Below are 6617 nucleotides of genomic sequence, written 5' to 3'. Positions count from 1 at the left end.
CTCGAGCCGGTCTGCCTCGCCGTCGCCGGAGCGACGATGCGCGACGTGCGCGACAAGCAGCTGCCGCAGGTGCCGCGTTGCACGCTCGGCGGTGTGCTGATCGGGCTGAACGACGTCTGCCGCGGCAGCTTCGACTCGTCCCGGCTGGCGGAGGAGATGACCGCGATCACCGAAGGGATCCGGTGGCGTGCCGACCACGTCATGGTCGCCACCTTGCCCGACCCGTCGCGCTTCCTCTGGGTGCCCAGCCGGGTACGCCGCCTTGTCGCCAGCCGGCTCGCGATCGCCAACGACGTGATCGCGGCGACTGCCGCCGCCACCCCTCAGGTCCGGCTGCTCGACCTCGCCGGCGTACCCGATCTGCAGCTGCGCTGCGCGTGGTCGCCGGACCGGGTACATCCCAGCGGCTACGGCCACGTCGCGATCGCGGCGGCAGCTGCCGACCTGCTCGGCGCGCTGCCCGCACCACACCTCGCGGTGGCGCCGCCACCGGAACGCGCGCCCAACGCGCGACAGGCGTGGTGGCTGATGCGCCACGGGACGGGTTACCTGGTACGCCGCGGCCACACCTTCGCCCGGCCGGTGCTGGAAGGGCTGCGGCGGGCGGGCTAGGCAACAATCACCGCATGAGGTTGCGCACCGCCACGCTCGGCGTACTCGTTGTCAGCCCGCTGGTCCTCGCCGGGTGCAGCGGCGGCACCACCCCGGCGGCGACCCACTCACCGACCGCCACGGCGAGCGCCGCGACTCTGCCGCCCGGCTCGGCGAGCTTCGACGGCGACTTCAACGGAGTCCTGACGATGAACCTGTGCACCAAGGGCCACGTCGGCTCGGTGCAGGCGTCCATCGACGGCGACGACTCGAGCGGCTACCTCGGCAGCGTGTCCAGGACCGAGCTCAACTTCAAGGGCCCGAAGGGCGGGATCTTCTCGACCAAGCCCGGGACCAGGATCAAGATCCACGGCAAGACCTTCGACACCGACGGCCTGGTCCTCACCGACACCCTCGTGACCGAGAAGTCGGTGACGGTCCACGGCGATCTGGCCTGCCCCTGACGCCCCGCCCCTTCCCCGAAGTAGCACACAACGTCCCCGTCGGTGCCCCGATACGCCCCCGGATGTCCGGTTCGGGCACCGCTCTGTGTGCTACTTCGGGTACGACGGGGGACGTTGCTCGGGCGCCCGTTGATCGTTGAGGAAGCGTGAGCGGGGTGAGGTGGACGCTGCGCGCGGTGCGGTTCGCGCCATGCGCGGTGCGGTTCGCTGTGCCCGTGGCGCTGGCCGGGACGCTTGCGGCTACCGGCGCCGCCGCTGCGGCAGCCCCGAGCTCGACCGGCAGTGCCGCCACGGCGGCATCGACGTGCGCGAAGGTGTACGTCATCGGTGCGCGCGGATCGGGTGAGGCGGGCGGCAGCGACGGCCTCGGCGCCGAGGTGTCCGCCCTCGCCACAACCGTGACGAGCACTCTCGCGACCGCGAGCCTCACGACGCAGACCGTCGCTGACAGCTACCGCGCGGACTCGGTCAACGACTTCATCCCGTCGGCCGCGGAGACCGCGAAGCTCGAGTCGATGATCACGTCGGGCAACGAGTCCGGCGCCATCTCCTGGTACTACGACCACAACGTCACGCCGTACCTCGCCAGCATCAAGGCCGGCGTCACGACCGCCGTCAAAGACGCGCGCATGGTCAGCTACTTCTGCCCGCACAGCTACCTGATGTTCGCCGGCTACTCGCAAGGCGCGATGGTCACGCACCAGACCGAGTGGCGGCTCGCCAACAAATTCCCCGCAGTCGCGGCCCGGATCGTCGGCACGATCCTGCTGGCCGACGGCGACCGCATCCCGAACACGAAGGCGAAGCAGTTCGGTACGGCGACGAGCGGCGGCGAGGGGGTGCGCACCTGGCTGAAGGAGAACAACGGCAAGGACGTGCTGCGCCCCGCCACCACCGCGAACATCTGCAACGCGGGCGACATCGTCTGCGACTTCAACGCACACCGGCTCTACCCCGCGCCGTCGAGTGAGAAGGCAGGCGCCGCCGTACACACGAGCTACGCCGACGACCCCGCGCTCGCGCCCGCCGCGACGTGGGTCGCCGATCAGGCCATCGCCGCGATCTCATCCGACGGCTGACCGCGCGTTGCCGACGCGACGTGCGCCGGCATAGAGTTCGCCCATCCAGGCGTCCACGACGCCGGGATGGCGTCAGTCGGGGAAGCCGGTGTGAATCCGGCGCTGTCCCGCAACGGTGATGCCCTTCGGGGACGAGACCGACCACCTGACTTGCGTCGAGCGACTGTCCCTCGGAGGAAGGGCGGTTCGCTTCGACACTCCCTTCGTGTCGCGGCGGGCGCACTTCGTCCTCCCGACCCACGGAGGATGACCATCAAAGCTCATCGAGCTCTGTCCACGGCCGGCGTCGTCGCCGGCCTCGCTCTCACCGTCGCCTGTGGTGGCGGCTCGTCGTCGCCCGGTACGACGGTGTCGGCCGCGACCACGCCTTCGGCGTTCCCGGTGACCATCCAGACCGGCGACGGTCCCGTCACGATCCGGTCCAAGCCGACCTCGATCGTGTCGCTGTCGCCGACCGCGACCGAGGACCTCTACGCGATCGGCGCCGGCGACCAGGTCAAGGCGGTCGACAAGTACTCCGACTACCCGGCCGGTACGCCGAAGACGAACCTGTCCGAGATCCAGCTCAACGTCGAGTCACTCGCCGCTCTCCAACCGGATCTGGTGATCGTCGCCGACAGCTCGGACGACCTGTCAACACGGATGAAGGCGCTGTCGATCCCGGTGCTGGTGCTGCCCGCCGCGACGAAGATCGACGACGTCTACACCGAGATGGCCGAGCTCGGCCAAGCGACCGGTCACGTCACGCAAGCGGCGACGGAGTCGGCACAGATCAAGGCTCAGCTGCAGAAGGTCGTCGCGTCGGTGCAGCCGAGCTCGACCCCGCTGACGTACTATTACGAGCTGTCGCCGGACTTCTACAGCATCACCTCGGACACGTTCGTCGGCCAGCTGCTGAAGCTGATCGGTCTGCACAGCATCGCCGACTCGGCGAGCGGCGCGGCAAGAAGCGGCGGCTACCCGCAGCTGTCGTCGGAGTTCATCGTCAAGGCCGACCCGGACTTCATCTTCCTGGCCGACACCATCTGCTGCCAGCAGAACTCGGCGAAGGTCGCGAAGCGACCCGGCTGGACACAGATCAGCGCCGTGAAGAACGGCGACGTGGTGGACCTCAACGACGACATCGCGTCGCGCTGGGGACCCCGGATCGTGGTGCTGCTGAAGACGGTCGCGGACGCGGTGAGCGCGGGAAGCCGGTGACGTGACGCAGCTTCGGGGCGCCGAGCGCTCGCCCAAGGCAACCGACCGGACGGCCGACGCCGACCTCCGCTCGGTGAGTCTGCCGCGGGCGCTCGGCGTCGCGATCGTTCTGTTGGTGGTCTCCGCGGCGGTCGGCGTCTCCCTCGGTCCGACATCGCTTTCGCTGTCGACGGTCTGGAACGGGATCGCCGAGCACCTGCCGCTCGTCCCTCACGGCCACGTCGACCCGGTCGACGGCGCGATCATGTGGCAGATCCGCGCGCCACGGGTCGTGCTGGCCGCGATCGTCGGCGCGATGCTCTCCGGCGGCGGCGCGACCTACCAGGGCGTCTTCCGCAACCCGCTCGCCGACCCGTACCTGCTCGGCGTCGCCGCCGGCGGCGGGCTCGGCGCCACAATCGTGATCGTCTCAGGCGGTTCGGGTGCGCTGCTGCCCGTCGCGGCGTTCGCCGGCGCGTCCGTCGCGGTGGTGCTCACCTACGCGCTGGGCAGCACCACCCGTTGGGACACCGGCCCCGGCTCGGTGGGCGTCGGCAACACCTCGATCATCCTGGCCGGTGTCGCGGTCGCAGCGCTGCTCACCGCGGTGCAGACCTACCTGCTCCAGCAGCACCTGACCACCATCCAGACCGTCTACGGCTGGCTGCTCGGACAGCTCACCCTCGCGTCGTGGTCGGACGTGCGCACCGTCGCGCCGTACGCCGCCGTCGCGGCTGTGCTGCTGATCGCACTGGCGTCGCGACTCGACGTGTTGCGGGTTGGCGAAGAGGAGGCCAGCACCCTCGGGATCGATCCCGGCAAGCTGCGCCTCGCGCTGATCGCGACCGCCACCCTGGGCACCGGCGCGGCGGTTGCCGTCAGCGGTCTCATCGGTTTCGTCGGGATCATCGTCCCGCACGCGGTCCGGCTGACGACCAGCTCGAGCTACCGCATCCTGCTGCCGGTGTCGATGGTCGCCGGGGCGGCGTTCCTGATCCTCGCCGACGTCGTCGCCCGGACCGTGCAGGCGCCGAGTGAGATCCCGCTCGGAGTCGTCACGGCGATTGCGGGCGCGCCGTTCTTCCTGTTCGTCCTGCGGTCGCGCAGAGCACGGTCGGCGCTGTCGTGATCGAGGTCGAGCGACTGCGAGTCGAGCTGACCGGCAAGGTCCTCGTCGAGGACGTGAGCCTCGTCGTACCGAAGGAGGGCTGGCTCGGCCTGGTGGGCCCGAACGGCGCCGGGAAGACGACGACCCTGCGCGCGCTGGCGCGGCTGCTCGCGTTCTCCGGTTCGGTGCGAGTCGCGGGCGCGGACACGCAGCGACTGCGACGCCGTGAGCTCGCCCGGCTGGTCGCGTACGTGCCGCAGCAGCCGATGTTTCCGGTCGACATGACCGTCGCGGACTACGTCCTGCTCGGGCGTACGCCGCACCTCGGGCTGCTTCAGGCGCCCTCGCCCGCCGACCGCGACCTCTGCCGCAGCATCCTGACCCGGTTGGGACTCGGCAGCTATCCCGAACGGCGGCTCGGCACGCTATCGGGCGGCGAACGTCAGCGGCTCGTGATCGCCCGAGCCCTCGCTCAGCAGGCACCGGTCCTGTTGCTCGACGAACCGACGAGCGCGCTGGATCTCGGCCGCCGCATCGATGCGATGGAGCTCGTCGACGAGCTGCGGGTCGAGCGCGGGCTGACCGTCGTCACCGTCGTCCACGACCTGACCCTCGCCGGGCAGTTCGCCGACCAGCTCGCGCTGCTGCACCACGGCAGGCTCGTCGCGGTCGGGCCGGCGACCGACGTGCTGCGCGACGACGTGCTGGCGGAGGTCTACGACGCGGACGTGCGCGTCGTCGACGACGACGGCCACCTGGTCGTCACGTCCCGTCGCTGGGGTTCGATGTCGCGTTCCGTGGAGGGGATATGAGCGAGAAGGTCACCGACCGATCGATCACCCGGGTGATCGTCAACACCGGCCACGGCAAGGGCAAGTCCTCGGCCGCGTTCGGCGTCGTGGGCCGGGCGTGGGCGCGCGGCTGGAGCGTCGTCGTGGTGCAGTTCGTCAAAGGCGGCAAGTGGAACACCGGGGAGCGCAAGCTCGCGGATCACCTCGGTGTCGAGTGGCACACCCTCGGCGACGGTTTCACCTGGGAGTCGACCGACCTCGACGAGTCGGCCGCGAAGAACCGCCATGCGTGGGCGGTCGCGAAGGACAAGCTCAGCAGCGGCAACTACGACCTGGTGATCCTCGACGAGCTCACCTACACGATCACCTACGGGTGGGTGCCGGTCGACGACGTCGTGACCGCCGTGACGGGCCGGCACGCCCGCACCAACGTGGTCATTACCGGGCGCGACGCCGCTCCTGAGCTCGTCGAGATCGCCGACACCGTCACCGAGATGGCGAAGGTGAAGCACGCGTTGGACCAGGGCATCGGGGCGCGCAAGGGCATCGAGTACTGATGCGGCTGCCGCCAGAGCTGGTCACGCGCACCGAGGACGGCGTCGAGCTGTCGACGCTGGTCTGGCGGCTTCTCACGCCGATGCGCTGCGTGTCGACGGCGGCGATCGGCGGCGGCTTCGTCGACGCCGCCTGGGTGATCAACGCGCAGGTCCCGAAGGGCTATCACCGCGCCGACATCGGCGCGCACGGTACCGAGATCGCCGCCGCGCTCGGCCTGACCGGATCCGGCACCGTCATGCTCACCGCCGTCAATGTGCGCAGCCACCACCGCGCGAGGTTCGAAGGCGCTGAGGTCACCGCCACGGTCGGCGTGAGCGATCCGACCTGGGCCGCGGACCCGAGCGCCGAGTCGACCCGGATGCGGGACGCCGCGCCGGCGCCGGGCACGGTCAACGTCGTCGTCGCCCTGCCGGAGCCCGTCGTACCCGCCGGTCTGGTCAACCTCGTCGCGACCGTCACCGAGGCGAAGTGCCAGGCGTTTGCCGACTTCTCGGTGGCAGGCACCGGGACCCCGTCCGACGCCGTGACGGTGCTGTGCCCAGTCGAAGGCGTGGCGCACCCGTACGGCGGCCCGCGGTCACTGTGGGGCGCCCGCGTCGCGTGTGCGGCGTACGACGCGATCGTCGCCGGGCTGCGGGACGAGCGTGAGCGAACGACGCGGCAATGCTGATCCTCGTCCTCGGCGGCACCCGTTCCGGGAAGTCCGGTGTCGCCGAATCGCTGGCCGCGCGGCTGCCGGGGACGGTGACGTACGTCGCCACGCTGCTGACTGACGACGCCGACGCGGAGCTGACCGCCCGGATCGACCGCCACCAGGCGAGGCGGCCGTCGACGTGGACCACCGTCG

9 protein-coding genes and 1 riboswitch are annotated in these 6617 nt (G+C 70.5%); all 9 genes read left to right on the top strand.

Going from position 1 to position 6617, the window contains the following annotated elements; all coding sequences use genetic code 11:
- Window positions 1-612, top strand: a 612-nt coding sequence (locus VG899_06815) for a GDSL-type esterase/lipase family protein (protein HWA66063.1), incomplete at its 5' end; no start/stop codon positions are given.
- Window positions 613-626: 14 nt separating this feature from the next.
- Window positions 627-1055, top strand: a complete 429-nt coding sequence (locus VG899_06810) for a hypothetical protein (GenBank protein ID HWA66062.1) — start codon at window positions 627-629, stop codon at window positions 1053-1055.
- Window positions 1056-1201: 146 nt separating this feature from the next.
- Window positions 1202-2134 carry a cutinase family protein gene (locus VG899_06805; GenBank protein ID HWA66061.1) on the top strand — a complete coding sequence of 311 codons (933 nt, stop codon included), beginning with the start codon at window positions 1202-1204 and terminating at the stop codon, window positions 2132-2134.
- 30 nt (window positions 2135-2164) lie between these two features.
- Window positions 2165-2302: riboswitch (cobalamin riboswitch) on the top strand.
- A gap of 78 nt (window positions 2303-2380) precedes the next feature.
- Entirely contained in the window at window positions 2381-3334 is a 954-nt protein-coding gene (locus VG899_06800) for an ABC transporter substrate-binding protein (GenBank protein ID HWA66060.1), read from the top strand.
- A gap of 73 nt (window positions 3335-3407) precedes the next feature.
- Window positions 3408-4442 carry an iron ABC transporter permease gene (locus VG899_06795; GenBank protein HWA66059.1) on the top strand — a complete coding sequence of 345 codons (1035 nt, stop codon included), beginning with the start codon at window positions 3408-3410 and terminating at the stop codon, window positions 4440-4442.
- Window positions 4439-5233, top strand: coding sequence for an ABC transporter ATP-binding protein (locus VG899_06790; protein HWA66058.1), 795 nt, complete (start codon window positions 4439-4441; stop codon window positions 5231-5233). Before VG899_06795 ends, VG899_06790 begins: the two co-directional genes overlap by 4 nt.
- Window positions 5230-5769, top strand: a complete 540-nt coding sequence (gene cobO / locus VG899_06785; GenBank protein ID HWA66057.1) for a cob(I)yrinic acid a,c-diamide adenosyltransferase — start codon at window positions 5230-5232, stop codon at window positions 5767-5769. The genes VG899_06790 and cobO overlap by 4 nt, the downstream gene beginning before the upstream one ends.
- Window positions 5769-6440, top strand: a complete 672-nt coding sequence (locus tag VG899_06780; protein HWA66056.1) for an adenosylcobinamide amidohydrolase — start codon at window positions 5769-5771, stop codon at window positions 6438-6440. The genes cobO and VG899_06780 overlap by 1 nt, the downstream gene beginning before the upstream one ends.
- Window positions 6434-6617 (top strand): bifunctional adenosylcobinamide kinase/adenosylcobinamide-phosphate guanylyltransferase (locus VG899_06775; GenBank protein ID HWA66055.1); only part of this gene is annotated, 184 nt, incomplete at its 3' end. The genes VG899_06780 and VG899_06775, both read left to right, overlap by 7 nt.

The organism is Mycobacteriales bacterium, from assembly GCA_035550055.1.
Taxonomy (GTDB): domain Bacteria; phylum Actinomycetota; class Actinomycetes; order JAFAQI01; family JAFAQI01; genus DASZTV01.
The sequence above is the reverse complement of the archived record's forward strand: the minus strand, read 5'-3'. Positions and strand labels throughout refer to the sequence as shown.